The 26,408-nt window shown below is 56.1% G+C and carries 24 protein-coding genes and 1 pseudogene; 9 read left to right on the top strand and 16 right to left on the bottom strand.

The features are described from left to right. Positions 1–30: 30 nt before the first annotated feature. The 8 genes from FCN15_RS08120 to FCN15_RS08085 all read right to left on the bottom strand — a co-directional run bounded on the left by FCN15_RS08120 (position 31) and on the right by FCN15_RS08085 (position 9,363). Positions 31–1,890 carry a lipopolysaccharide biosynthesis protein gene (locus tag FCN15_RS08120; protein WP_138494500.1) on the bottom strand — a complete coding sequence of 620 codons (1,860 nt, stop codon included), beginning with the start codon at positions 1,888–1,890 and terminating at the stop codon, positions 31–33. 6 nt (positions 1,891–1,896) lie between these two features. Continuing rightward, complete coding sequence (locus FCN15_RS08115; protein WP_138494499.1) at positions 1,897–3,021, bottom strand: DegT/DnrJ/EryC1/StrS family aminotransferase; 1,125 nt, start codon at positions 3,019–3,021, stop codon at positions 1,897–1,899. 3 nt (positions 3,022–3,024) lie between these two features. Next, positions 3,025–3,606: an acyltransferase gene (locus FCN15_RS08110; RefSeq protein ID WP_138494498.1), complete on the bottom strand. Its 582-nt coding sequence runs from the start codon at positions 3,604–3,606 to the stop codon at positions 3,025–3,027. A gap of 27 nt (positions 3,607–3,633) precedes the next feature. After that, on the bottom strand, positions 3,634–4,989 hold the full coding sequence (locus FCN15_RS08105; RefSeq protein WP_138494497.1) for a nucleotide sugar dehydrogenase: 1,356 nt from the start codon (positions 4,987–4,989) through the stop codon (positions 3,634–3,636). Positions 4,990–4,991: 2 nt separating this feature from the next. After that, positions 4,992–6,047: a Gfo/Idh/MocA family protein gene (locus FCN15_RS08100; RefSeq protein WP_138494496.1), complete on the bottom strand. Its 1,056-nt coding sequence runs from the start codon at positions 6,045–6,047 to the stop codon at positions 4,992–4,994. A 36-nt stretch (positions 6,048–6,083) separates the two neighbouring features. Next, on the bottom strand, positions 6,084–6,755 hold the full coding sequence (locus tag FCN15_RS08095) for a YveK family protein (protein WP_138494495.1): 672 nt from the start codon (positions 6,753–6,755) through the stop codon (positions 6,084–6,086). Further along, positions 6,722–7,762: a polysaccharide deacetylase family protein gene (locus tag FCN15_RS08090; protein WP_138494494.1), complete on the bottom strand. Its 1,041-nt coding sequence runs from the start codon at positions 7,760–7,762 to the stop codon at positions 6,722–6,724. The genes FCN15_RS08095 and FCN15_RS08090 overlap by 34 nt, the downstream gene beginning before the upstream one ends. A 200-nt stretch (positions 7,763–7,962) precedes the next feature. Then, a complete protein-coding gene (locus FCN15_RS08085) occupies positions 7,963–9,363 on the bottom strand; it encodes a right-handed parallel beta-helix repeat-containing protein (protein WP_162515314.1) in 1,401 nt (466 codons plus the stop codon). A gap of 182 nt (positions 9,364–9,545) precedes the next feature. Here FCN15_RS08085 and FCN15_RS08080 point away from each other — a divergent pair, with 182 nt between their 5' ends. The 3 genes from FCN15_RS08080 (at position 9,546) to FCN15_RS08070 (ending at position 12,085) form a co-directional block, all read left to right on the top strand. Then, positions 9,546–10,502, top strand: coding sequence for a GNAT family N-acetyltransferase (locus FCN15_RS08080; protein ID WP_138494492.1), 957 nt, complete (start codon positions 9,546–9,548; stop codon positions 10,500–10,502). A gap of 141 nt (positions 10,503–10,643) precedes the next feature. Continuing rightward, positions 10,644–11,432, top strand: a complete 789-nt coding sequence (locus FCN15_RS08075; protein ID WP_138494491.1) for a hypothetical protein — start codon at positions 10,644–10,646, stop codon at positions 11,430–11,432. Positions 11,433–11,563: 131 nt separating this feature from the next. Continuing rightward, positions 11,564–12,085, top strand: a complete 522-nt coding sequence (locus FCN15_RS08070; protein WP_138494490.1) for a CBO0543 family protein — start codon at positions 11,564–11,566, stop codon at positions 12,083–12,085. Between the two features lie 98 nt (positions 12,086–12,183). On the opposite strand, the gene FCN15_RS08065 is transcribed toward FCN15_RS08070, so the two are convergent. From FCN15_RS08065 to FCN15_RS08050, 4 genes are all read right to left on the bottom strand, one after another. Further along, positions 12,184–13,833, bottom strand: a complete 1,650-nt coding sequence (locus FCN15_RS08065) for a thiamine pyrophosphate-binding protein (RefSeq protein WP_138494489.1) — start codon at positions 13,831–13,833, stop codon at positions 12,184–12,186. 27 nt (positions 13,834–13,860) lie between these two features. Further along, the gene (locus tag FCN15_RS08060; protein WP_138494488.1) at positions 13,861–16,668 is read right to left on the bottom strand and encodes a sensor domain-containing phosphodiesterase; all 2,808 of its coding nucleotides are present in this window, start codon (positions 16,666–16,668) and stop codon (positions 13,861–13,863) included. A gap of 258 nt (positions 16,669–16,926) precedes the next feature. Next, positions 16,927–18,282 carry a PFL family protein gene (locus FCN15_RS08055; RefSeq protein WP_275259484.1) on the bottom strand — a complete coding sequence of 452 codons (1,356 nt, stop codon included), beginning with the start codon at positions 18,280–18,282 and terminating at the stop codon, positions 16,927–16,929. A gap of 105 nt (positions 18,283–18,387) precedes the next feature. Continuing rightward, positions 18,388–18,657, bottom strand: a complete 270-nt coding sequence (locus FCN15_RS08050; protein WP_138494486.1) for an ACT domain-containing protein — start codon at positions 18,655–18,657, stop codon at positions 18,388–18,390. Positions 18,658–18,832: 175 nt separating this feature from the next. Between FCN15_RS08050 and FCN15_RS08045 the strand changes: the two genes are divergently transcribed. From FCN15_RS08045 to FCN15_RS08025, 5 genes are all read left to right on the top strand, one after another. Next, positions 18,833–19,108 (top strand): small, acid-soluble spore protein, alpha/beta type, encoded by a 276-nt coding sequence (locus FCN15_RS08045; protein WP_138494485.1) that lies wholly within the window; start codon positions 18,833–18,835, stop codon positions 19,106–19,108. Positions 19,109–19,344: 236 nt separating this feature from the next. Then, positions 19,345–20,268 (top strand): ABC transporter ATP-binding protein, encoded by a 924-nt coding sequence (locus FCN15_RS08040; protein WP_238996567.1) that lies wholly within the window; start codon positions 19,345–19,347, stop codon positions 20,266–20,268. A 3-nt stretch (positions 20,269–20,271) separates the two neighbouring features. After that, positions 20,272–21,018, top strand: a complete 747-nt coding sequence (locus tag FCN15_RS08035) for an ABC transporter permease (RefSeq protein ID WP_138494484.1) — start codon at positions 20,272–20,274, stop codon at positions 21,016–21,018. A 1-nt stretch (position 21,019) separates the two neighbouring features. Further along, the gene (locus FCN15_RS08030) at positions 21,020–22,159 is read left to right on the top strand and encodes a sensor histidine kinase (protein ID WP_138494483.1); all 1,140 of its coding nucleotides are present in this window, start codon (positions 21,020–21,022) and stop codon (positions 22,157–22,159) included. Beyond that, complete coding sequence (locus tag FCN15_RS08025; protein ID WP_138494482.1) at positions 22,156–22,758, top strand: response regulator transcription factor; 603 nt, start codon at positions 22,156–22,158, stop codon at positions 22,756–22,758. The genes FCN15_RS08030 and FCN15_RS08025 overlap by 4 nt, the downstream gene beginning before the upstream one ends. A gap of 73 nt (positions 22,759–22,831) precedes the next feature. Here the strand turns inward: FCN15_RS08025 and FCN15_RS08020 are convergent, their stop codons facing one another. From FCN15_RS08020 to FCN15_RS08015, 3 genes are all read right to left on the bottom strand, one after another. After that, positions 22,832–23,638, bottom strand: coding sequence for a methyl-accepting chemotaxis protein (locus FCN15_RS08020; RefSeq protein ID WP_238996566.1), 807 nt, complete (start codon positions 23,636–23,638; stop codon positions 22,832–22,834). Beyond that, positions 23,587–23,754: a hypothetical protein gene (locus tag FCN15_RS19470; protein ID WP_238996565.1), complete on the bottom strand. Its 168-nt coding sequence runs from the start codon at positions 23,752–23,754 to the stop codon at positions 23,587–23,589. Before FCN15_RS19470 ends, FCN15_RS08020 begins: the two co-directional genes overlap by 52 nt. 261 nt (positions 23,755–24,015) lie before the next feature. Continuing rightward, positions 24,016–24,945, bottom strand: a complete 930-nt coding sequence (locus FCN15_RS08015; protein ID WP_138494481.1) for a phosphotransferase family protein — start codon at positions 24,943–24,945, stop codon at positions 24,016–24,018. Positions 24,946–25,127: 182 nt separating this feature from the next. On the opposite strand from FCN15_RS08015, the pseudogene FCN15_RS08010 reads away from it, so the two are divergent. Beyond that, a pseudogene (locus FCN15_RS08010) lies at positions 25,128–25,934 on the top strand (IS3 family transposase). 19 nt (positions 25,935–25,953) lie between these two features. Here the strand turns inward: FCN15_RS08010 and FCN15_RS19160 are convergent. Further along, positions 25,954–26,259 (bottom strand): hypothetical protein, encoded by a 306-nt coding sequence (locus FCN15_RS19160; protein ID WP_162515313.1) that lies wholly within the window; start codon positions 26,257–26,259, stop codon positions 25,954–25,956. Positions 26,260–26,408 lie beyond the last annotated feature (149 nt).

Raw genomic sequence — 26,408 nt, 5'->3', positions numbered from 1 at the left:
AGCGGGGACCCTCCTTTTGTTTAGGCTCAGCTACCTTTCCTTTAATGCTAATGCGGAAGCCGCCTCCGGCTCCGTTCCGGCTTCAGATTCAGCTTCTGGCTCGATCACGGGCCCGGTCTGGGGCCCGGCTGCCGGTTTGATTCCTCGTTCGGCTTCCCTCTCAGCCTCCCACCCCTCTCCTCGTTCGGCTTCCCGGTTGTATTCCAAACCCTCCCGCCCCTCCGCCCCCGCCGCATATTTGCGGACGGAGAACCAGGACAGCCCGAGATGCAGCACATATCCGGCGGTCGAAGCGGCGCTGAACATCAGCACGGCGGTGTCTGCGCCCTGGCCTGTGTAATAAGCTCCCAGAATGGCGCCAAGGATTAGGGACGTGCGGATCACTTCGCGGAGCAGGTGAAGATCCTGCCGCTCCATGATGTCGATCGTGGTGCCTACGGCATTCGCGACAAACTGCCCCAGATACATGACAGACATCAGCCGGATGAAATCGGCTGACGCTGCCCACTGTTCCCCGAACATGGGCCCGAACACAAGCGGCGCGATTCCTACGAACAGGATGATAATGGCCAGCCCGGCAGCCAGCACATGCAGCACCGTCCGCCGGAACAGGGGAACGAGCCGGTCAGGGGACTTCTGCAAATATTCCGACGATTCCGCCAGGTAGACGCTGCGCACAGCGCTGACCAGCAGCGTCATCGGCGAGCCGAGAATCCGCTGCCCCAGCGCAAACAGCCCGGCGGCTTCTGCGCCATAGAAAGAAGCAAGCAGCACCGTCGGCAGATACACGCCGATGCTGTTCAGCACGTTTGACGCCAGCGAAAGCTGGGGAAAACGGCGGTACCGCCAGGCCACCTCCTTGAGCCCGCTCAAATGGCCGGCCCTCAAGCGGCTGATCCTCTCCTTCACCCCGGCTCTGAGACGGGCCCGCCATCCTCTCCGTCCAGCCCTCCCCCTCCAGCTCCGCCGGCTGTGCGTGCGCCGCCGTGAGCTGGAACGGGGGAGGAAGCTGGAGCTCTCCGCAAAATCGTTCCGGGGACCGCCGTCCAGAGAAACCCGCCCCAAAGGCTTCGCCTCAAGTCCGCAGGAGAGCGCAGCTCCTTCCGATTCCGGCAGTCCTGCCACCTGCGCAGCCCCTTTGGCCTCCAGCAGCCTTATCACCTGCGCGGCTCCTCTCGCCTCCGGCCTCCTCACAACCTGTGCAGTTCCTTCCGCCTCCACCAGCCTCGTCTCCTGCGAGACCCCATCCAATCGCTCCGCCCCCGCCTCTTTTCCCTGCGCCAGATCAGCCCGCCACTGGCGCCACAACGGAATCAGTCCGCCATAGCGGCCGATTATATCGCCGGCAATCAGGCCGACCGGGCCAAGCGTAGTCAGGCTGAAGGCGAGCTGGCCTCCAACCTGGCCGGCGCTTTGGGTGTATTTGGTGCGGGAGAGGAGGCGGAAATGCTTTTTGCGGACCGACCAGGTGCTCAGAATTTGATAGAAGCCCGCTCCGAGCATGCTGACGGCAAAGAGGACGTAATAGTCCGGCAGGCCGGGCTCCTTCAGCCACTCGGCCAGCTGGTGCTGCAGAAGCGCCATGACCGCCAGCACCAGCAGACTCATCCCGGTGCAGATCAGCAGGCTCAGCCGGACAAGATCCGATGCGCTGCGGTCGTCCTCAGGCAGGGTAATAGCAAATTCGTAAGCGCAGGACACGAGCATCAGCAGCATGCCGATCAGCGATACATACATGGAGTAGGTGCCGTATTCCGCAGGCGTGTACAGCCTGGTGAGCAGGGGCAGCGTAGCGAGGATGAGGATCTGGCTGAGCAGCGTACCTCCGGCCAGGACAGCGACATTGCGGATAAAGCTGCCGCTCAGAAGCCGTTTCAGGGTCCCCAGCATAAGGCGTTAACGGAGGTATTCCGCTATTTTGCCCGCAATGAACAGCTGCGTCTCCGCATCCAGATAAGGCCCGATCGGCAGGGACAGCACCTCACGGGACAGCTGTTCGGCGGCAGGCAGCTGCACGCCCATGTCCGCATAGACCGGCAGACGGTGCACGGGAACCGGATAATACACAGCAGTGCCGATGCCCGTCTCCTCCAGCGCCGCCTGGAGGCCGTCTCTCCTGCCGTCCATCACGCGGATCGTGTACTGATGGTACACATGCTTCGCGCCTGCGCTCTCCACCGGGCAGACCAGGCCGGGGATTTCCCCCAGCAGCTTGCCGTACAAAGCTGCCGCGCGGCGGCGGCGCTCATTCCACTCAGCAGCATAGGGAAGCTTCACCCGCAGGATGGCGGCCTGGATTTCGTCCAGGCGGGAATTCAGGCCGATCAGCTCGTTGTAGTATTTCTTAATGGAGCCGTGAGCCCGCAGCATCCGGGCCTTCCCGGCCAGTCCGGCATCGCTGGTCACCAGCATGCCTCCGTCGCCGTAGGCGCCGAGATTTTTCGACGGGAAGAAGGAGAAGCAGCCAATATGGCCGATCGTGCCTGCCTTTCTGCCCTGATACTCCGCGCCAAACGCCTGCGCTGCATCCTCAATGACTAGCAGCCCGTGCGCCTCGGCGGCTTCCATCACTCCGCTCATATCCGCAGGCAGGCCGAACAGATGCACCGGAATCACCGCCTTGGTCCGCGCCGTAACCGCCTGCTCCAGCTGTCTTACATCCAGATTGAAAGTGTCCGGGTCTACATCCACAAACACCGGCACGGCCTGCACCCGGCTGATCGCTTCCGCAGTAGCGAAGAAGGTAAACGGGGTCGTAATGACCTCATCCCCTGCTCCAATTCCGGCCGCCAGCAGGGCGATCATCAGGGCGTCCGTACCCGAGTTGAGCGCAACCGCATAACCCGCGCCCAGCTCGTCCGCAATCTCGCGCTCCAGCTGCCTTACCTGCTCTCCCATAATAAAAACGCCCGTATCCAGAACCTCCTCAACCGCCTGCAAAATCTGCGGCTTCAGCTCCCGGATTTCCCGGTTCAGATCCAGGACAGGGATGGCTTCCCGGCTCAAACGGTGACTGCCCATGCCTTATTCCTCCTTTATTTTGACAACGCGGCCGTCTCCCAGCCGGTACCGCCTTCCGCAATCCGGACAAACCGCCTGTCTCTCTGCAAAAATAAGCCGGCTCCCGCATTCGCACGCCCAGCCGGTCTGCACGGCGGGAACGCCGGCGCACATCGCATAGGCCGGGACATCCCGGGTCACAACAGCGCCTGCAGCGATAAACGCCCACTCCCCGATCGTTACGCCGCACACTACGGTGGCGTTGGCGCCGATGGAGGCTCCCTTTTTGACAACGGTCTGCAGATAATCTTCACTGGAGCTCCGGGGAAAGGCCGCCCGGGGCGTCCGGACATTGGTGAACACCATGCTGGGCCCGCAGAACACAAAGTCCTCCAGCACCACGCCTTCATAAATGGAGACATTATTCTGGATTTTGACGCCGCTGCCGATCCGGACCCGGTCTGCCACGTACACGTTCTGGCCGAGGCTGCACGAATCGCCGATGACCGAGCGGGAGGAGATGTGGCTGTAATGCCATATTTTTGTGCTTTGTCCGATTTCCGCTCCTGTATCGACCACAGCTGTGGGGTGAACATAATAGGCCATCGTTCTCCCTCTCCTTTTCCTAGATATCTATAACAGGTAATAGCTTGCGGGCTTCCGCCTGTCCCGCATGGCGTTGCGGGTATCAAACACCGGGGCCGTGCTGTCTGCGATCATGTCATAATCGAACCCCGAATGGTCGGTGGTGATGACCACGATGTCGGCTTCGCCGAGCAGCTCCTCATTCACAGACACGCAGTCATAAAATCTGCCGTCCCTCTTGAAGCTCGGAATATGCGTATCGCTGATCCTCACGCGGGCCCCCTTCTCCTCCAGCAGGCCGATAATGTGCAGCACCGGGGATTCGCGGTAATCGTCGATGTCCTTCTTGTAGGCCGCGCCGAGCAGATGGACGACCGAGCCGTGCACCGGCTTGCCGCGCTCGTTCAGAATTCCGGCAATCCGCTGAACGACGAATTCCGGCATCGCCTGATTGATCTCGCCGGCCAGCTCGATCAGCCGGGTATGGTAGTTGTATTTGCGCGCTTTCCAGGTCAGGTAGAACGGGTCAATCGGGATGCAGTGGCCGCCGAGGCCGGGACCGGGGTAAAAAGCCATAAACCCGTACGGCTTGGTCTTCGCCGCATCCACAACCTCCCAGATGTTAATGCCCATCCGGCTGCAGAGCAGCGCCATCTCGTTGGCAAGGGCAATGTTGATGTGGCGGAACGTATTTTCATAAATTTTCTCCATCTCGGCGACCGCCGGGCTGGAGACGACATGCACGCTGCCCTCCAGCACCGCGCGGTACATCGCTGCGGCGGCCTCCGAGCAGGCCGGGGTAACGCCGCCGACCACCTTCGGCGTATTCTTCGTGCTGAACGTCCGGTTGCCGGGGTCGACCCGCTCCGGCGAATACGCGAGGAAGAAGTCCTCGCCGCACACCAGGCCGGAACGCTCCAGAGCCGGCTTCACCAGCTCCTCTGTCGTGCCGGGATACGTGGTGCTCTCCAGCACGACGAGCATGCCGGGATGCAGGAAGCGCGCCACCTCGGCAGCGGAGTTCTCCACGTAGCTCGTATCCGGCTGCTGGTAGACATCGAGCGGCGTCGGCACACAGATCGCGACCGCGTCCACCTCGGCAATAAACGCATAATCCGCCGTCGCCCGGAGCTGGCCCGAGTTCACCATCTCTCTTAAATCCGCATCCACAATATCGCCGATATAGTTGAGCCCCTGGTTCACCATCTCAATCTTGGAAGCCTGCACGTCGAAGCCGATGACCCGGTAGCCCGCCTTTGCCTTCTCCACCGCCAGCGGCAGGCCGACATAACCGAGCCCGATCACGCCGATTACTGCCGTCTTGTCCCTTAATTTCGCCAGCAGCTCTTCCTTATGCCGGTCCTGCTTGACCGGCTTCACCGTTTCTGCTGATTCCCGCAGCATCGCTATCCCCCATTTTGAACATCTGAACTTGATTTCGGTTTAGATCCCGCTTCCGCCGCCAAAGCATCCGCCGATGCCAGCAGCTCCTCAATTAACCGGACGGACCGCAGCCCGTCCTCCACCGTCACCGCCGGTTCCCGGTCCTCCAGAATCGCTGCGGTCATGTCGCGGATGATCTGCTCATGGCCGGGTACGCCGTAAGGATCGGCTTCGATGAACCGCACCAGCGCCGCCGATTCCTCGCGGCTCATGGAGCTGCAGTGCCAGTGGCGGATCCAGCTGGCGGTCTTCCCGCCCAGCACGGCGCAGCCGTCCTCGCCGAAGACGCTGATCGTCTCCTCCAGATTGCCGCCGTACACCGTTGTGGCGGCCTCGACCGTCCCGATTACGCCGCTCTCGAACCGCAGCAGCGCTGCGGCTGTGTCCTCCGCTTCCATGCGGCGGATGCGGGTGTCGGCCATGGCGCTGACTTGCCGGACGCTCCCGAACAGCCAGAGCAGCAGGTCCAGGCTGTGAATCGCCTGGTTCATCAGCACGCCGCCGTCCAGCGCCTTCGTGCCCCGCCAGCCGGCCTGGTCATAGTAGGCCTGGCTCCGGTTCCACCTGACTGCGGCGCTGACATGGCCGAGCTTCCCGAACAGCCCCCGGTCCAGCGCTGCTTTCAGCTCCCGGACTGCCGGGCGGTACCGGTTCGGATGGACAACGGCCGCCTTCACACCGCTTGCCCGGACCGCCTCCGAGATCCACTCCCCATCCCGCGCCGTCAGGGCCAGCGGCTTCTCGATGACGAGGTGTTTGCCGCTGCGGGCCGCCATGACCGCCAGCTCCGCATGAAGCCCGCTCGGCGTGCAGATGCAGACAGCGTCAAGTTTCGGCTCATCTGCCAGCATGTCGGCCAGGCTGGGATACGGAGCAGCCCCCGTCCTTTCGGCGGCTGCCTTCAGCCGGTCCGGATGCGTGTCGCAGACGGCAGTCAGCACCGCACAATCCGTATTCCGGATGGCTTCAATATGTTTGTCCGCAATATGGCCGCAGCCGGCAATGCCATAATGAATCATCGGTAATTCCCTTCCTCCCCGGAGGCTGCTGTCCGCTCAGGCAGACATCCCTGACAGCTCAACCCCGATATTATGAAGCCTTGCTTTCCTGCGCGACTGCTCGCGCTTCTCGAGCGCCACCGCCATGCTTAATCCGGCAAACAGGCCGATCAAGACAGACAGGGCGAGATTAAACGTCTTCTTCGGACTGACCGGAATCGAGGCCTGCTGAAGGCTCGCCCTGTCCAGCAGCGTCACATTGGCGTTCTGGACGATCTTTTTCGAATTGGTGATAAAAGAATCCGCAAACGCATTGGCCACCTCCACCGCCCGCTTCGGATCATCCGATTTGGCATACAGCATAATGACCAGCGTACCCGGGTCGGTCCGGACATTAATGGTCTTCAGCAGTTCATAAGCGGACTGCTCCAGATTCAGCTTGCGGACAACTTCATCGGCAATGTACCGGCTCTGAATCGCTTTCTCGTAGGTTTTGGTCAGCATCTGGCTGGCCAGAAATTCGTTATAGGTGCCCGAGTTCGCCGTAGGCCCGATATTGGCTACCAAGCTTGCTTCAGCCTGGTAGGCCGGCTCAACCAGCTGATTGACCAGAACGGCGGAGCCGATGCAGACCAGGAGTGTAAGGACAAAGGCTATATAGTGTTTTCTCAAGGCTTTTCCCAGAAAAATACCGTTCAACCGCTCTCCCCCTCTCGCTTCGTAATCCATTCGTACAGCTCCTCCATACCGGCGCTCCTCATCCCGTACTGCTCTTCCAGCTCTTTAAAGTGGGCGACGATCCGCTCCAGCAGCCTGAAGCTCCGGCCTTCCCGGTCTGCCAGATTGTAGGGATGCCACCATAAATGGTAGACCTCTCCCCGTTTGGCCGCGCGCGTCATGGCGCTTGTAATTCTCCGCAGGCGGAGCGGCTCCAGGCAGCCCAGCGGTTTGACATAGGAGCGGAGAAAATGGCTGGCCGGCAGGTTCACCGGAACCGGAGCCCCGCTCCCGCTCTCGTTCCCGTCCGTAACGGAAGCCGGGGCCGGGTAAGTATGACAGCCTGTCAAGTTTATATAGGCATCCAGCAGGCGGAGCAGCCGCTTTAGAAAAGGGTCGTTCTTGCTGTAGCCGCCCCGGTACAAAGGATGCTCCGGATTTCCCCTGTAAGAGCGGATGCCGAGCCTTGGCAGCTCCTGCAGATAGTCGTCCCTGAGCTGGTTCCGCGGAAAAACGATGCTTTCCAGCGAAATCCCCTCCCGCTCCGCCGCCCGTACAGCGGCTTCAAGGTCGGCCGCGAACTCGGCCGCCGTCTGGCCCTGTTCCCTGCAGTAGTAATGAGAGAACGTGTGCGTGCCGATCCGCTGGTAAGGCGTCTCCCGGATCAGGCGGATTAAAGAGGGAGCGTAATGCAAAGGGTCCTGCTCTTCGTTCTGACCCACTGCCTCTCCGAACAGGGCCGGATAAGGAGACAGCCTGGAGTTCCTGTAACCGGGCAGGCGCGGCGGAAGGCAGCGCCAGAGCTCCCTTTTTTCCCGGAGAAACAGCAGTCCGACCGTGGCCCAGGTGGCGTGAATCCCCTGTTCCCGGAAGAGATTAAGCACGCTGGGAATCAGCTCCCTTTCTGGCAGCAGCTCCCGCCTGTATCTGCCGGCTGTCATGACATCTCTCAATCCCCAATAGAGCTCAAAGTCGATCGAAACGACAAATACCCCCTGGTTTACCCGCATGTCATCCATCCATTCATGGGCTTAGCTCATTCCTTTGCTTCTTCATCCCCGGCAGCGAGTCCAAAAGCTGTATTCCTCAGATTCTATTAAAAAAAACCGGCTCCTATTCTAGGTCAAAAGACCTAAGAGGTGCCGGCCTGACATAAAAACAACCGCAGCCCGCTCGATCTACACCAGATCGATAACCAGGCTGCGGTTTTTTATTATTTTTATCGGATCACAATATTCTTGTTCCCCGCTCCCTGCCGGATGGTGAACGTGCCCGCCATGATTTTATTGTTCTCGACCGTAATATTCTGCTGGACATAGCCCTGCAGGTAAGTCGAGAGATCAATGCCGCCGCCCTGCTTGACGGTGATGATATTGCTGCTAATTGTGCCGTCAGACGCGTTCTGCCAGGTCCATATGCCCCGTTCCCCGCCGCTGATCGTATTGCCGCTGATGTTAAAATCGGACAGGCTGCCTAACCGGATGCTTGTTGTCCCCTGAACGCGGCTGCCCGCTCCCATCGTAATCCGGTTGCCCGTAATCGCAATATCCTCGACCTGTGTGCCCGCCGCGACTTCGATGGCCGCATAATAGCTTCCGACCCCATCAATGATATTATTCTCTGCAGAGAGATGGCTGCCATACAAGCTGATTGCGGCATACATGTCCGGCGCCAGCTGCCCTTTATCCGCCCCCGCCTGATACCGGTTGTTGTTCAAATAAGAGTTCGTGATATGGTTCCCTTTGACCACAATCCCTTCCGCATAGATCTTGATTCCCCGTTTGGCCACATGGTCAAAGGTATTGCCGCTTATGACGCTGTCCGAGAGCTGCCCGCTGCCGCTGTCCATGCCCGGATCTTCAAAATAAATGCCGTCCCCGTCATCCGCCGGGCCGACGTGATGGATATAAGAGCCCTGAATGCTGACCTGCCGGGCCACCGTCTCTTTAGAGCCCCAGGTTGCAGTGATATAGATGCCGCGGGCGATCGGATCGCCGGTGCGGGAGTTGATCGCTGTAATATTTTTCACCTCAACGCCGCTGACCGTAATCTGCTTCGTGTTCCCGTAAATGACGATGCCGCATACGACCTCGCCATAGCCCTCACTGCCCGGAATCAGGCTCTGTGAGGCATTAGCCACCGTCAGTCCGGACAGGGTGACCCTCTGGCTGCCCCCTGCCACCACCAGCACCCGGTTCACCTGGTTATTGCCGTCCAGCGTCAAACGGGTGACCGTAATATCCGAGCCTGCAGCGCGGAGCAGCTCCCAGCCGAACGAGCCGGTGCCTGCCTTGATAACCGAGCCTGCGCCGTCCCCTGTAACCGTCGTGCCGGAAGGAATGATGAGATCCCGGGTGCTGTCCACCAGATAAGTCCCTTTTGGAAAATATACCGTCCGGCCGCCCCCCGCCGCCTGCCCAAACGCCTTCTGCAGGGCTGCTGTATCATTCGTCCTGCCGTCGCCTTTCGCTCCAAAGCTCTTCACATTAAGAGACACGTTAGCAGAGCTGACCTTCGCCATAAGCTCCGAATCTTCCAGAAGACCTGAAGACTTGAGCAGCATCAGAAGAATCAAAATGATGACGGCGGATGCTCGATACAAAGAAGATCGTACAGCCATTTTCGCCACACTCCCTTGTCGCCTGATAGACTTGCTGCAGCCTGTCAGCCAAACTATTAAATCTTCCTGCCAATCTATGTAATGGAATAAATATTTGGCACGGCGAATATCTTTTAGGCAGACAAGCATGACACTGGCCCGAGAGAGAATAAAATTTCACGACAAGGAGCTAATCAATAAAAATGACGGCACAGGAGTTTTGGACAAACTATGCCGCGGCCTCGGACAAAACATCAGATCTGCTGAACTGGGCTGAGTTTAACCGGCTGAAGTGGGGCTGCCCGTATGTCATCCGCAGGTTCCAGAGCGGGGATTCGGATTATTACGGTGAGGCTATATTTTTCGAGGGAAAAAGAGGAAAGTGGTATCTGCCGCCGCTCAACGCCTACCACTTCATATCTTTCTGCAGCGGGGCTGCCTCCAAAGCCCACAAACAGAGCAGCCGCTGGCATGAGACCGCAGAGCTGATGATCGGGGACTTCAAAGCCAACATGGGTACGGCAGGCATAGTGTTTCCCCCGGACATTACGGATATGCGCCCATTCCTGTGGGCCGGCTTTCAGGTCGGCATCAAGTACACGTACCAGCTGAAGCTGCCCTTTGTCCTGGGAGATGCAAGCTCGGAGATCCGCGGAAAAATCCGAAAAGCCGCCGGCATGGGCTACCGGACGGAACTGACGGCCCGGATGGCCGATGTCGCCGCCTGTCTGGACGAAACGGAAAGCCGGAAGGGCTTCAGCCACCAGCTGACGAAGGAGGATCTGGAGCTGGCCAGAGAACTGCTGGGCGACAAGGCCCTCCGCTGCTATGTCTGCTACGCCCCGGACGGAGAGCCGGCAAGCGCAAGCGTTGTTCTCGCGCTGGATAACGGCATGACCCTGGGGTGGGTTGCCGGCAGCAAAAGCGCGCACCTCTCCAGCGGGGTTGTCCAGTTCTCTCAAAGCTTCGTCTTTGAGGATCTGTCCCGCCTTGGCTGCACCAGCTTCGACTTTGCCGGAGCCAATATTCCGGCGGTCGCCAAATCCAAAGCGCCCTGGGGAGCCGAGCTTGTCCCTTACTATTTCATCCGCAGGCCGAGCCTGAAGGGAATCCTCAGAAGCGGATACGATTGGGGAAGCAGCCGGATGAAGCTGAGCTGACTTGGCTGTGCGCAATAAATGATGAACCAGCCGCCCTCCGGGTGGCTTTTTTGCCGTGATCCCGTTATGATAAATCCAAATTGGGATATTCCCCTAGATGGGATGGGGGATTCTGAAGAGTGAGTATGAGGAGATGAAGAAGTGACGGAGAAGGTTACAATTAACAATGCAGTCAGCGGTACAATCAACGATAAAGACAGAGCTGCAATCAAAAATATGATCGCAGATATGTTAGCCGATTTAGGCAGCCGCCCGAGCAAAACGGAAGTTATGAACATAGCGGAAGTGATGGACAAAACGGAAGTCATGGACAAATTCCTGCTGAACTGGGAAGGGACGATCAGCAGCGCCGTCTTATTTCAGATCGTTGAGGCGGTCTTCGGCATCAGTCTGCAGCAGGTTCCAGTACTGGCCGCTGAACCGGAGCTGGCTGCAGCAGCAGAGAATACGGCTGCACCCGCACTCTCTCTGATTGACCCCGGAGCCGCAATGGACAAGCAGCTGGCGGTAATGTCCGCAGAAGCGTGGACAAGCGGGGCTGAGCTTCGACAAGCCATAAATGCCGTGTTCGGCGTGAACCTGGACGCGATTGCCGGCCTGGGGCAGTGCCGCATTTCCCTGCATTCCAAAGGCCAGTGGATCGTCCGGAATGACCGCGACCTCGTGCTGGTATGGACAGGGGCAGGCGATGTGGATGTCCGGGTATCGCCTACGCGTTATTTTACAGAGCATACGGGCTTAAACAGCCTGCCACACGAGCTCCGCAGCAAGCTGGCCGGACTGGGCTACACCTCCGAAACAGCGGACGGAGCTGGTGCTGAAAGCTTCTATTATGCGCAGCCGGACGGCCAGCCGGTTCCGGATGCCTTCAAGGGCCAGACGATGGGCGCCATTATCCAGACGCTGCGTGTGGGGTATATGGACTTATAATTTTATGAATTTATAATTTTCCGCTAGCCGTACAAACCGAAAGCTTGGGCAGGCTCAAGAATTATGCCGCTGTATTCAGGGAATACTGCATTTATTCCTATACAGAAGGAGCCTTCGGGTGATGGTGATCGATGCTGATAAATATTAATCTAAATTTTTTCGTACTGGCACTCATATGGGCGCTCACCATCGTGATGCTGATTCTAGCAATCCCCAGGCATCAAATCCGGGAAGCCATGTTAATCTTTATGTTCAAGCAGGTGTTAACCTGGCTCTTGGGCTTTATCGTCGTTGAGCTGGGATTACTCGAATATCCGGTCAGGGAATTCGCCTATGCGTCCCGCAGCAGCTTTTCCTTTGAATATTTCATCTTCCCGGCGGTATGTGTAGTGTTTAATCTGAGATTCCCGGTTGGCCGCAGCTTTACACGCAGGCTTCTGTGGTACCTGTTCTTTCCCAGCTGGATGTCGTTCATTGAATCTATGCTGGAGAAGCATACCCGTTTGGTTCACTATGTTCATTGGACCTGGTATTGGACCTGGATCTCGCTGCTCATTACCTTCTTCCTTTCCCGCCAATTTTATATCTGGTTCTATAGAAAAGGACAGGACAGCAGCGCCAAGCCTGCGGACAGCGCAGCAAAAAGGCAATAAAAATAACAGCAGCTGAGGGACTTAATTTCTGTCCGCAGCTGCTGTTATTTTTACATGCGAAAATGCAGAATTGCTAGTTTGAAAGGAAGAGCTCTTTATTATTTTCCAAAAGAAGAAAGGAATTTCACCCGGTCGCCCATCGGCGGGATGCTGTTGTCCTTAAGGGCAACCTCCAGAACGGCCGGGCCGCTCAGCTCCGCAAAGCCTTTGAGGAAGTCATCATTCAGATCCTCCAGGCTGCTTACGCGGAAGGACGGCAGGCCCATCGCCGCTGCCATGGCCGCAATGTTAGTCTCCTGCTGGTCAAACGAAGCATGGGTCCGCTTGTACTGCAGGTTATGGCCGTGATACACCATGCCAAGGCGGGCGTTGTTCATCACGACGAACAGAATCGGCAGATTGTACTCTTTGGCCGTCAGAATCTCCATGCCGTGCATGAAGAAGCAGCCGTCACCGGTAAGGCTCACTACAGGGCGCTCCGGATCAGCAAGCTTCGCGCCGATCGCCGAGCTGATGCCGCTGCCCATCGCGCCGAAGTGGACGTTGATGTCAAAGCTGTGGCTGTCCACGACATGCATGTAATGAATGACGTAAGACATAAATTCACCGATATCCACCGTGTAGCGGGTGTTGGCCGGCAGGCTGTTTTGCAGCGCGGTGAAGACATTTTTCGTGTTGTATTCGTCCGTCAGGATATGCGGCTCCGGCTTGTCCACCTTCCGCAGCTCGCCCTCTTCCTTCCTCGAAAGCCCCATCGCACGCAGCTCGTCGATCAGGAACATCAGGCTGAGGCTAATATCGCCAAGCACCGGTATGTCCACCGGATATTTGCGGTTAAATACAGTCGGGTCAAAATCCATCTGAATCGTAAACCGGCCTTTGTTCAAATTGCCGTTGTAGTTGTTCGTTGCTGTCTCTCCAAGGCTGGAGCCGATCACCAGCAGGGCCTGATTCGGCACCTCTGTGTTGATCAGATTCGAAGCTGATTCATGGCCGGCGAAGCCAAACACGCCCGCATTCAGCGGATGATCCTCTGTCAGGTAACCTTTCGCTACCGGCGTCGTAACGATTGGCCAGTTCAGCATCTCCGCCAGCTCAATCAATTCAGCTACGGAGCCTCTGACCCCTTGGCCGGCCATGATGATGCCGTTCTCCCGTTTAGCCAGCTCTTCCGCAACCCGTCTGATCGTTCCGGCATCGGGCACCACCGGTTTTCTGACCGCAGGAGCTGGAAGCTCCTTATGCTCGACTTGTCCGGCCTGAACGTCAATGGGCAGCGCGACGTGAACCGGGCCCGGTACGCCGGACACCGCGATTTGAACCGCTTTGGCTACCTCGGCCAGCACATCTTTGGACTCACTGACGCGCACGCTGTATTTGGTAACCGGAGCGAAGATCGGTGCTGCATCCAGCTCCTGCGAAGCGTTAAGCCCTACGGTATTTATCGGCACCGCGCCGGTAATAAACAGCACCGGCAGATGCTCCCGCATCGCATTGGCTGCGCCGGTCACCAGGTTCGTGCCGCCCGGCCCGCTGCAGCCGATACATACGCTGAGTCTGTTCGCATATTTGGCATAAGCAGCCGCCATGTAAGAAGCCGCTCCTTCATGCTTGGTGACAACCGGTGTAATTTCCGGCATCTCATAAAGCTCATCGAAGATGACATTCACGGAACCCGCCGGAATTCCAAAAATATATTCAACCCCGTTGTTCTTCAAATACTCCAATACATAACGCGCTGCTTTCATCTGACTCCAGCCTCCACTTTCAAGAATTTATTGGATCCCCTGCTCAAGCTGGGGAATGGACAAAAACTCGCCAGCAATCCCATCAGCCGTCATCGGACGGCCGAAATAATAGCCCTGCATCAGATAGCAGGCCCTGGTGGACAGGAACTCCGCCTGCTCCAGGGTTTCCACCCCTTCGGCTATGACGTTCAGCTTCAAATTCTGCGCCAGGGTGATAATCGTATTCGTAATCGCTGTCGTATCGCTTTTTCCCAGATCCTGAACAAAGGACTTATCAATCTTAAGCGTACTGATCGGGAAGTTCTTCAGATAACCGAGCGACGAGTAGCCGGTTCCAAAATCATCGATCGCAATCTGAACGCCCAGGCCCAGCAGCTGCTCCATCGTCTTCAATGTGATTTCGGTATTCTTGATGATCTGGTTCTCTGTAAGCTCAAGGTGCAGATAATACGGGCACAAATCAACCTTCCTCAGAATGTTCTTCACCGTGGAGAACAAGTTATTCTGCTCCAGCTGGCGGACCGAGAGGTTGACCGACACGCTGATCTTCGGCGCCCCCATGTTATGCCACTGCTTCAGCTGCCTGCAGGCCGTCTTCAGCACATATTCGCCTATCGGAATGATAAGCCCCGTCTCCTCGGCAATTGGGATGAACTCGTTTGGCCCGATCAAACCCTCGGTCGGATGATTCCACCTTACCAGAGCCTCCACTCCTACGAGAGACCGGCTCCGATAGTCGATCTGCGGCTGGTAATAGATTTCGATTTCGCCGTTATCCAGCGCCTTGTAGAGGGCATTTTCAATTTTGACGCTCTCCAGGGACCGTGTATCCATGCCGCTGCTGAAGAAATGGTAGCTGCTGCCCGAAATTTCCTTCGATTTGTACATCGCCGTATCGGCATTCTTGATCAGCTCTTCGCTGGTCTCCCCGTTCTCCGGATACATGCTGATCCCGATGCTTGCATTGATGAAGTTCTCACTTTCACCGAGGTAAAAGGGTTTGGAGAAGCCGCTGATGACCTGATTGACGATGCGAAGCACTTCTCTCTTGCCCGTAATGTCGGGGAGAAAAATCGTAAACTCGTCCCCGCCCTGCCGGGACACCGTTGCATTCTTCGGCACACAGGAGCTGAGCCGGTGCGCGACCTCCTTCAGCAGCAGATCGCCGTAGCTGTGGCCCAGCGTATCATTGATAAGCTTGAAGCGGTCAAGGTCCAGGTACAGGAGCGCGAGCTTGTTGCCGTCCATCTGCGCATAAGTGATCCCCTGGCTCAGCCGGTCCTTCAGCAGCACCCGGTTAGGCAGATCCGTAATGCTGTCAAAGTAAGCATGGTAGCGGATCTCCTCCTCCATCTGCCGTCGTTGGGTGATATCCTTGAAAGTGACCACATCCCCCACAATCCGGTCGCCCTCCTGAATGGAGGAAATGACGTATTCAACTGGAAGCTCGGTTCCATCCTTGCGGTAAAAGGATTCTTCCAGATGGAAATTGTTCCATCCGCGGTTAGCGGAGGCTGAGAATTTGAGCAGATCGAGGTTCTTATCTCCAAAAATCAAGTGATAGCATTGCCCGATCAGCTCGCCCTTCCCGAACCCGAGCATATTCTCGGCAGCCGGGTTGCAGAATGAGATTCTGCCCCCCAGATCCAGACCGAAGATCCCTTCGCCTGCCGAGTTCAGAATCAGCTCCCGCTCGCGGCTGATCTGCTGCAGCTCCGCGATCACCCGCTCCAGCTCCTTGTTCTTCTCCCGCACTTCCAGTGTGCGGTCCTCGATGATGATCTCCTGCTTCTCCCGGTAGAGCAGGTTGGAGATCGTGGAGGCCGTAACGTCCACAATTGACTGGGTCAGCTGAATGTCCGCATCCGAGTAGCGCTTGTCTCTCTTCTCAAAGTCCACAACCGCGATGACGCCAAGCACTTCCCCCATCGAAATCAGCGGGAACATGAACATCGCCTGGATGCCGAAACTTCTGCACATCTCATGGTTAGGCCGCTCATCTTCCCAGACATCGTATACGAGCAGGGATTTCTTGGTTCTCATAACCTCCTGAAACAGCGCGTCGTTTCTCATGTCGAATTTAACCGCCTGGTGCGTCTCCATCCATTCTTCCTGCGACCAGTTGCTGTCCTTGCTCAGTCTGACCGGACGGATGCTGCGCTCGGCAAGCGGATCGACAAGATGCACGGCCGGATTGACATTCTTCAGCACTTTGCCCACGTAAGTGAAGCAGTTGTCCAATACCTCCTGCAAATTGGAGGACAAGGACAGATCCCGGGTCAAGTCCAGAAGCATCTGCTTCTCGGCGATCAGGTTCTCTTTGTGCGTCAGATTCTTGGCATTGCGGATCGCAACCGCTGCCATATTGACGTAAGCTTCAACCGTTTGAATCTCCTCTTCCGTCAGGTTCATCGGATTGCCGTAATCAAAGAGGAATACAAGACCGTACAGCTCTTGCTCATAGGAAATGGGCAAACCTAGCAGCGACTTGATCTGAAAGCCTTGCACGGCCCTCGGGTCAGGCCGGTTATCCTTGGACGTATCCGGGATATAAATCGCCTTCTGGGTCTCAATAACCTCCTTGGCGAGCAGGTCATACTGGGTGTCTACTACATGCATGTCCAGCGTCATTCCATTGATCAGTTCCGGTTTACCTACGTAGCCCCTGAATACACCATCCTCCTGCGGCAGATAGATCCCAACCGAATCGCACTGCACAATCTCTTCAGAGATTGCAGCCGTGACATACTGCAGCATCTCCCGCAGCTCCAGCCTGGTGTTAATCCGTTTGGTTATATCTGCAAGTCGAGAATATCTGGTCTGATCCTTCACAATACACTTCCTCTCCTTGTCTGTTGTGCGATAGCCATGGTGAGCTTAAATGACATATAACCGGTTAGACGGATAATTGTTGGTTTGATTCACTTTAGTTCACTACCGAAAAAAAACGATAACTATATCAATAATTCGACGAAAATTTTGAATTTCCTATTTTAATTCGATGCTGTAGGGAGTTTTTTCTAAAAAAAAGCCGAAGAGCCGCATCCGTTAATCGCAACGAAAGCGGCTCTTGCTCATATCATGGCGCCAGCTTCAGTTCTTGAAGCTGTGGATCGGCGCCGGAATGCGGCCGCCGCGGTCGATAAAGCCGGCACAGCTGAAGCCGCTCACCGGCATAACCGGCGCGTAGCCCAGCAGTCCGCCGAATTCGGCGATCTCGCCGACCCCTTTGCCGACGACCGGAATGATGCGGACAGCGGTGGTCTTATTGTTCACCATGCCGATGGCGGCTTCGTCGGCAATAATGCCCGAAATCGTGGCGGCGCTGGTGTCGCCGGGAATGGCGATCATGTCGAGGCCGACCGAGCAGACGCAGGTCATGGCCTCAAGCTTTTCAAGGGTCAGCGCGCCTTTCTGCACCGCCTCAATCATGCCGTGGTCTTCGCTGACTGGAATAAACGCGCCGCTGAGTCCGCCGACGTAGGAAGACGCCATGACGCCGCCTTTCTTCACGTTGTCGTTCAGGATGGCAAGTGCTGCCGTCGTGCCCGGTGCTCCCGCCTCTTCCAGGCCCATCACCTGAAAAATCTCTGCAATCGAGTCGCCGATCTCAGGCGTCGGCGCAAGCGACAGGTCCACAATGCCAAACGGCACGCCGAGCCGCTTGGAGGTCTCCTGCGCCACCAGCTGGCCGACGCGGGTCACCTTGAACGCGGTGCGTTTAATCGTTTCGCAGAGCGTTTCAAAATCTTTGTCCTTGGCGTCCTCCAAAGCACGCTTCACAACGCCGGGGCCGCTGACGCCGACGTTAATGACGCACTCCGGCTCGCCGACCCCGTGGAACGCCCCTGCCATAAAAGGGTTGTCCTCCACAGCGTTGCAGAAGATGACGAGCTTGGAGCAGCCCGCCGAATCGCGGTCCGCCGTAAGCTCCGCCGTCTTCTTCACGATGCCGCCCATCAGCTTCACCGCATCCATGTTGATGCCGCTGCGCGAGGAGCCGATATTTACGGATGCGCAGATGCGCTCCGTCACGGCCAGCGCTTCCGGAATGCTGTCGATCAGCCTGCGGTCGCCCTCCGTAAAGCCTTTATGCACGAGCGCCGAGAACCCGCCGATAAAGTTGACGCCGATTTCTCTCGCGGCTTTCTCCAGCGTTTCGGCAACCGGGACATAAGAATCGGTTCTGAGCCCGCCTGCGGCAATGGAGATCGGCGTGACCGAGACCCGTTTGTTGATGATCGGAATGCCGAACTGGCGCTCCAGATCTTCTCCAGTCTTGACCAGCTTCTCGGCCAGCCTTGTAATTTTATCGTAGATATTCCGGTTAAAGACCGCCAGATCCGAATGCGCGCAGTCCATCAGGCTGATGCCCATCGTAATGGTGCGGACATCCAGATTCATCTCCCGGATCATTTTGTTCGTTTCTTGTACTTCTCCAATTGTTATCATGGTTACCCTCCTAAGCTGCATAATCGAGCAGGCCCGCGGGCTGCTGCCCGCTCCACTGCGTGCTTCCACTGCCTGCTTCCACTGCCTGCTGCCTGTTTGTCCTTAAATCCGGTGCATGGTATTAAAAATATCCTCGTGCTGCAGCTTGATCTCCACGCCCAGCTCCGCTCCGATCCCTTGGAGATCCTCTACCAGCGCCTCGAAGCTCTTGGCCGGAGAAGAAATATCCACGATCATCATCATATTGAAATACCCCTGGATAATCGTCTGGGAAATATCCAGAATGTTGACGTTCTGGCTGGCAAGATAGGTGCAGACCTTGGCAATAATGCCGACTCTGTCCTTGCCGAGTACGGTAATAATCCCTTTCATAATTACAAATCCTCCTCTGCATTCATCCTTTATTCTGCGCGGAACCCGAATAGTTGTCCTTAATTATGGCAGATGTCGGGCAGTGCTTCAATGCGCTTTCTCGCCTCTGGCATAGGGTTTAGGCTATCCGGGCATGCTACCCTTGTATCCCTACTGTCAAGGAGGCTGATGCAGCATGGCAAGAAGAAAATCCGGCAGAGCACCCGGCACGGAGCATGCACTCCAGCATTTTAAGGCGGAGGCCATGCGCCAGGAAGGCTACAAGGTCGATCCGGCCCATCCGGACAATGTGAAATACGAGGTGGCCGAGTCGCTTGGCGTCCCGCTGAAGCATGGGGACAACGGCGATTTGACCGCCGAGCAGGCCGGCAAAATCGGCGGCGCCATCGGCGGATCCATGGTCCGCGAAATGATCCGTCAGGCGCAGGAGAAGCTGAGCGGCCGGCAGTAATACGGAGAGAAAAATGCAGAGCCGGCCGGGAGACGCCTCCTGACCGGCTTTATTTTTGCTGAAGATTTATTCCCCTAATTCCGCCCTCACAACTGAATTCGCCGAATGCCTGCATCCTGCCTCTCCCCAGCCCAACATGACAAATGTCATGTCCGTTTGATGACATTTCCTTCTGTGTGCGCCAGTCAAATTCCGGTAGTTTATAACTATAAACTTTGACTAACGGAGTGATGCAGATGTCCCCTAATATAATGTCCCGCAAGGAACCGGTTATTGCTTTGAAAGAGCTGACGAAAGAGTTTGCAGGCGGCAAAAGAGCCGTCGATCACCTCTCCTTCACCGTCGAGGCCGGAACCATCACCGCGCTGCTCGGCCCGAACGGAGCCGGCAAGTCCACCACGATCTCCATGATCCTCGGCCTCCAGCAGCCGACGAAGGGCGAAGTGAAGCTGCTCGGCGGCAGTCCCCAGGACCTCGCGGTCCGGAGCCGGATCGGCGCTATGCTGCAGGATACTGAAACCGTGCACGGCCTGAAGGTGGAGGAAGCCATCGACCTCTTCCGGAACTTCTACAGCCGCCCGATGCCGCTGGAGCTCCTGCTCCAAATGGCAGGGCTGGAGCAGGAGCGGCACAAAATGGCCAGCTCGCTGTCCGGCGGGCAGAAGCGGAGACTGGCCTTTGCGATGGCCCTGGCCGGCGATCCCGAGGTGCTGTTTCTGGATGAGCCGACCGTCGGGATGGATGTGATGTCCCGGCAGGTCTTCTGGGAATCGGTGCGCGCTCTGGCCCGCCTCGGCAAGACGATTATCCTGACCACTCACTATCTGGAGGAAGCCGACCAGCTGGCCGACCGGATTATCGTGATCAACAACGGACGGCTGATCGCTGACGGGACGCCCGCCGAAATTAAAGCGACAACCCGGCACAAATCGGTTATCTTCACTGCCGGCCCGGGACTGACGCCCGGGGATCTGGAGCAGCTTCCCGGCACCGCCGAGGCGGTGTGGAACGGCCGGAGAGTGAAGCTGACCAGCCCCGATACGGATACCCTGATCTTCGCCATTGCCCGGATGAATCTGGATGTCAGGGACATCGAGATAACCGGAGGCGGATTGGAAGAGGCTTTTCAAACACTTGTTCAAACGGAAGGAGCTCGATAATCGATGTATACAACTGCGCTGCTTGCCCAATGCCGGGCTGAAATCAAACGGACGCTGCGGAACCGCCGGTTCTTTATCTTTTCCCTGATGATGCCTGCCCTGTTCTATTTCATCTTCACCGGAGTCGTAGGAGACTCCATGCAGATTGGGGGCACGGATTGGAAGTCCTATTATCTGATGTCCATGACGGTTTACGGCGTGCTGGGCTCCAGCATCACCTCGCTGAGCAGCCGGCTTGCGGCAGAGAGAGCCTCCGGCTACATCCGCCTGCTCCGGGTTTCTCCGCTGCCGTCCACTGTTTATGTGCTGTCCAAACTGGTCTCGACCTTGATGGTGAACGCGGGAATTATCGTCTTTATGTTCCTGCTCGGCGGTCTGGTTAAGGGCGTTTCGATGGGCTGGGAGAGCTGGCTGGCCTGCGGATTGTGGATCTGGGCGGGCAGTCTGCCGTTCATGGCTCTGGGCACGCTGATCGGCCTGATTAAGAATACCGATCTCGTCCAGGTCATCGCCCAGCTGGTTTATATGGGCATCTCCGTGCTGGGGGGACTGTGGTTCCCGAAGCAGGCCATGAACTCCACCCTGCAGCGGATTATGGAGGCCCTGCCTTCCTACCGGTTCGGCAGCGGCGCCTGGAGCCTTGCGGCGGGTCATGCGGTTTCCCTGCAAAGTCTCCTGATTTTATGCGGATACGCGGTTGTCTTTATGGTATTATCTTCCTATCTGAACAAAAGACAGGAAGCGATCTGACGTGACGTTTTTTCCAAAGAAGGCGATTTATCTCTTCCCGGTTCTGTGGCTGGTGTACCTCGCTTTTCCCGTTACGGATATCTGGGGCAGGCCTCTAAATGAGCGGGTCCTCGGCTTGGCATTAATAGCGGTGTTTGTTGCAGCCTATCTGCTGAGCTGGTGGGACCTCGGCCCGGGGCGGAAGCGCCTGATCTATTATCTTGCGGCCGAGACCGTCATTACGGCGTACTTCACGCTTTATTGGGCGCCGGAGTATTTGTACATGATCTTCTTCGTCACGCCTGGCGCGGCTCTGATTCCCATCCGCTGGCTGTTCCGGACCTTTTCCGTGCTGCTCGCGGGCCTCACCGGCCTGTATATCTTCTTTAGAGCCTCCTCCATGTCCCCGGGCGAGCTGCTGAATCTGGTGCCGGCGATGATCGTCGGCATCATTGCGCCCCTGGCGATCCGGGTCAGCATCCGCTCCCGTGAATTGAAGGGACAGCTGGTGCAGGCGAACGAGGAAATAGCCCGTCTCAGCAAAATGGAGGAACGGCAGCGGATCTCGCGCAACCTTCATGACACGCTCGGGCATACGCTGTCGCTGATTGCCCTGAAGAGCGAGCTCGTAGAGAAGCTGGCCCTCAAACGGCCCGAGCAGGCCGCGCAGGAGGCGAAAGATATTCAAATGACGGCGCGCGCCGCCTTGAAGCAGGTGAGGGAGCTGGTCTCCGATATGGCGTCGGTTACCGTGCAGGAGGAGCTGGGGAATGCCAAGCGGATTCTGGCCGCCGCAGGGATTGAGCTGACGGTCCGGCAGCCGGAGGAGCCTGCAGAGCTGGAGCCTTTTGCGGAAAATGTGCTGGGCATGTGCCTAAGGGAGTCCGTGACGAATGTGGTCAAACACAGCCAGGCCTCCTTGTGCACCATTACACTGCAGCCGGAAGCCCACCAGTTCAAGCTGATCATCAGCGATGACGGAACCGGACTCGGGGAGAGCGGCGTCTGGTCGCAGGGCAGCGGGCTAAGGGGCATGAAGGAACGGCTCGGGTTAATCAATGGACAGCTGGACATGTCTTCGCCGCCGGGCGGAGGAGTCAGTGTCTGCCTGACGGTTCCAAGAGTCATACGAAATTTATCTGCCGGGGTGAATGCACAGTGAAGATCATCATTGCCGAAGACCAAGGAATGCTGCGGGGGGCTCTGAAGCTTCTGCTCGATATGGAAGAGGATATTGAGGTAGCGGCTCAGGCCGAGAACGGGGAAGAGGCGCTGCAGCTGATCCGGTCGCTGAATCCGGATGTGTGTCTGCTGGACATTGAAATGCCCAAGCTGACCGGCCTCGAAGTTGCAGAGCAGCTAAAAGAAGAAGGCCACCCCTGCAAGGCGGCCATACTTACTACCTTCTCCCGGGCCGGCTATTTCCAGCGGGCCATGAAGGCCGGTGTCAGGGGGTACATGCTCAAGGACTCACCTGTAGACGAGCTCAGCGCTGCGCTGCGGCGGATTCACCGCGGAGAGCGGGTAATCAGCATGGAGCTGTCGCTCAGCCTCTGGGATAACCCGAATCCCTTAACCGAACGCGAGCAGGCCGTTCTCAAACTGGTAGCCGAGGGGCTGCCGGTCCAGGAAATCGCCAAACGGCTGTTTCTCTCCCGCGGCACGGTCCGCAATTATATGTCGGAGGTTATCCAGAAGCTGGAGGCCAAGAACCGGATCGAAGCGATCAAAATTGCAGAGAGCAACGGCTGGCTAGCGTAAAACCGCTGATTAGCATAGGCTGAGCGTACGCTGTCTAGCGCTGCTTAGCGCTTCTTAACGCTGCTTAGCGTCATTAGAATAATTCCTTCAGCGCCCGGGACCGCTGATCCAGTTCCCTGGCCGCCCCATTAATCCCCGAGAAGGTCTCCACTGCAAGCTCCATCTTCCTGCGGCTCTCTGAAATCAGGCCCTGCGAGCTCTCCGTGGCCTGGACCGCATCGGCTGCCTGGACGGCAATTCCCTGCAGGCGGCCGCTGATGCTGTGCGTGGCTTCCTCTGCCTGCGCAGCAAGCTTGCGGACCTCCTGAGCCACAATGCTGAACCCGCGGCCGGAATCACCGGCATGGGCGGCTTCAATCGCCGCATTCAGCGCAAGCAGGCTGGTCTGGGAAGCGATCTCGCGGATCGTCTTCACGATTCCCTTCACCGACTCCGCCTCCAGCTCCAGCTGCTTCAGTGCCCGCATGCTGACTTCGGAATCATGGGCAACATGCAGGATTGTCTCGGCAATTTCCGCACTGCGGGCGCTCCCCGCTTCCGCCTGATCCAGAAGGCGGTCTGCCATCTGCTGAAGCTGGCCGGCAAGCCGGGAAGCATCATTTTCCCGCTGGGTAATGTCTGTGGCGATCTTGATGACCCCCTGCACGTTCCCTTCTTCATTCAGAACCGGCGTATAGGTCGCTTCAAACCAAAGCAGCTCTCCCTGCTTGGACACCCGCTGAATCTTCTCCTGAACCGGAACTCCGCTTCTCAGCTTCTCCCAGAACTGCCCGTATTCCGGGCTATGTACAAATTCAGGCGTACAAAACTGCCTGTGTTTCATTCCGATCATTTCTGCAGGCTGATAACCCATGGACTGGGCAAACAGGTTGTTGACCACAATACATTCCCTTCCGGATCCAGCTCGATCATCGCCAGTGAATGCTCCATGGCGCCGAGCACAGCTGTCTGATCAAGCACCTGCGTGCTGGAAAATATTCTATTGAAAGAAATCATGTCTTCCTTCCTCTGCAAATAGGATGAACTGCTGGTTAGATTATACGAACATTATACAAATTGAACAATCACTATTTAAAGGAATTGAAAATTCTACATTATTCCTTCATTTTCCGCTTACAAATGCCCCCTATTTCGGAGGTGCGCCTAACAGTTTTGTATAATTTTTGTATAATCTCTTTTTACATATATTTGAACGAGAGAAAGACATGGAAGGGACGGTCAGATAACGAGCGCAATAATTCGCTGACGAATCGTCCGCTATAGATTTAGCCGGTCCAGGGCTTGGTTCACGAATCGTTTATGACGTTCTCTGAATTTCAGTAGAGTCTCTCTATCGAGTCCAAAGCCTGACATCCGGCCCGCTGGCCGTAATGCCGCGATTAGGTCCCAATAGGGCAAGTTTGTGTATTCAAGAGAAGCCATTAAGGAGCGATAGTGCCGGGTAAACTCATTCATGGATTCAATTCCGAAAAACATCAGGATTTCAAGTCTGGCATTTGCAAAATCAGAAAGCGGATCCCCGCAGCCTGCATCCTCCCAATCAATAACTGCAGCGATTTGATCTACCTTCCACAAGAGATTGCCCGGCCAGAAATCGCCGTGCAGCAGGGCGGATTTGTTCTTTTGAGGCGGCGGCCACACCTGTTCTAATGTATCTCTGATGCGGCCTTCGCTGAGCGAGTCGTCCAGTTTGGCAGGTCTTGCTGCGATCAAGCTGGCTGCTGCGTGCTCTTGAGCGGGTAAGAAAGACAAGTCGTGTTCCGAAAACTTATGGCTGTGTATTTTTGCAAGAACGTCACCCATCTTTCGAACTAAAGGATGCACATCCGCTGGCTCAGTCCGTGTTTGTCCTTCAATGAACTCAATGACGATATACGGCGCCGGAAGAAGATTAGCGGATTCATCAGCAAAGTACGGCTTGGGGACAGGAATCCCCGCGGCATGCAGCAGGTTCAGAAGTTTCCATTCACTCCTGGCAATATGAGAATTGCTTCTAAGGTTAGCCTCTCCATACTGGCGCACAACTGCCCTTTTACAATGCCCTCCTGCCTCGAACTCAACTGCAGTGGTTTGGGCTGAAACACCGCCTTGCAGATTCCAAATCCGAAGCAGTTTCGCTTGATGTTCAATTTTCTTAATGATTTTGGTAAATGCAGCATACGCAGCATCCTCCGTACATTCAGCCATCGAGATCATCCTTTCAACGGGCACTTTTCTTTTTCAACTTAACGGAAGCAATCGAGGTCGATTTGAAATGAAAGAGGCAGGCGCCCGAGTAAACTGGTACCCATAGATTGGACACTTTGAAAAAAAGGTGTCTGGGCTATGGGTACTTTTTGTATACTGGAAGAGGCAATGGAGGGGATGACATGAGCAAGAAACATTTTAACCAAGCAGAGCGCGAGACTTTATCTGAAAATCCATATATTTCTAGGGTTAGCGAAAAATCGTTAGCGTACACAGATGAATTTAAACGCCTTTTCATCGATCAGTATCTGTCAGGGAAAACACCTAGAGAAATCTTTGAAACGGCTGGATTTGACGTATCTCTCATTGGCTACTATCATTACCTGCAAACCGCGGATGTACGCATCAAACGAGCTTAAAAAGATGAGGAAAGCGTCAAGTGGGTGAAGAAAGCCTTTGATCGCCGAGGTTTCAAGAAGGGAGCTCGCTCCATCAAGATGACCTTAGAGAATGAGTTTGGCATCGTGTATAACCTTAAACGGATTCGCAGACTGATGAAGAAATTCAATATCGTCTGTCCTCACCGGAAACCAACCCCTACAAACGAATGGCCAAAGCCACTCAGGAGCACGGACCGTGCCCAATCTTTTGCAAAGAGATTTTCGAAAAGAAACCCCCGGTCTCGCCCTGCTCACGGACATCACCTATCTGCCCTATGGATCTTCCAAAATGGCCTATTTGTCCACCTTACTGGATGCTTCCACAGGCGAAGTCCTGGCTCATCATCTCTCGGACGAATTACGCTCCCGCAGGAGTCCTTCTTTGGCCATCTCAAAGACCATGTTGACCACTTTAGCTTTACTAACTTCGAGACTCTCAAGCAGGAAATCAATCGATACATACGTTATTACAACAACTACAGATATCAATGGGGACGTAAAAAGATGACTCCTGTACAGTACAGGAATCATCTTTTCTCCGCCGCTTAAAAACCACAAGTCCTTTTTTTTATAAGTGTCCTTGACAAGGGGTACAGTTCAAAGGATCATTCAATGTTTTCCACAAATCATCTGGAATATCTAAACCAAAACTGTTTCGATCAATGGCGTTTTCTTTGCTAAATTTCCGGTAAGTATGATGAAGGGTTCTGGATTCTTCGGTCATTTCCGAAATGGACTCTTGCCAAAGCTTCTCTAGACGCAACTTGCATACGTAATGTTCTTTCCCTTTTACCAGTTCAAAATTTAACTGAAGGCCCTCCCTCTCCAAAATTTGAGCAACACGTGGTAACTCAAGTTGCATGATTTGTGTCATTAAGGGGATCGTGTGAGTACAAACTATAACGGTTTTTATTTTGAGCAGCCCATCGTGCTGCTGGAGTTAAATAACCTAATGATTTACCGGTTCCAGTGCCGGCCTCACAGATCAAATGCTCCCCTTTTTCTAAGGCGTATCCACCTTAG

The sequence above is a fragment of the Paenibacillus pinistramenti genome, assembly GCF_005869875.1.
Lineage (GTDB): Bacteria > Bacillota > Bacilli > Paenibacillales > Paenibacillaceae > Fontibacillus > Fontibacillus pinistramenti.
This window is presented reverse-complemented; position numbering and strand designations above follow the sequence as displayed.